The sequence below is a fragment of the Moritella sp. F3 genome (assembly GCF_015082335.1).
GTDB lineage: Bacteria > Pseudomonadota > Gammaproteobacteria > Enterobacterales > Moritellaceae > Moritella.
Genome location: NZ_BLRL01000127.1, coordinates 1 through 246 on the forward strand (window position 1 = coordinate 1; position 246 = coordinate 246).

A 246-nucleotide genomic window follows, 5' to 3' on the forward strand; every position below is an offset into this window, starting at 1 on the left:
GGTGGTGCATTAGAATATCTACAAGACCACGCGATTGAAGCTGAGATTAAACTGAAAGAAGGTTTTTCTCTGATTGCTGCAGTGGGTGCGGGTGTGACTAAGAACCCGAACCATTGCTACGGTTTCTACCAGCAGCTCAAGAGCTCGCCAGTTGAGTTTATCTCAGAAGCAAACTCAGGCTTAAGCTTGGTGGCTGTGATTCGTAAGAGTGAAACATCAAGTCTAGTGAAAGGCATTCACTCTCAG

The 246-nt window shown here is 45.9% G+C and carries 1 protein-coding gene; it reads left to right on the forward strand.

Features of this window, described 5'->3' with window-relative positions; genetic code table 11:
- The coding region (locus JFU56_RS22660) for a hypothetical protein (protein ID WP_198439460.1) at nt 1–246 on the forward strand (246 nt) is incomplete at both ends.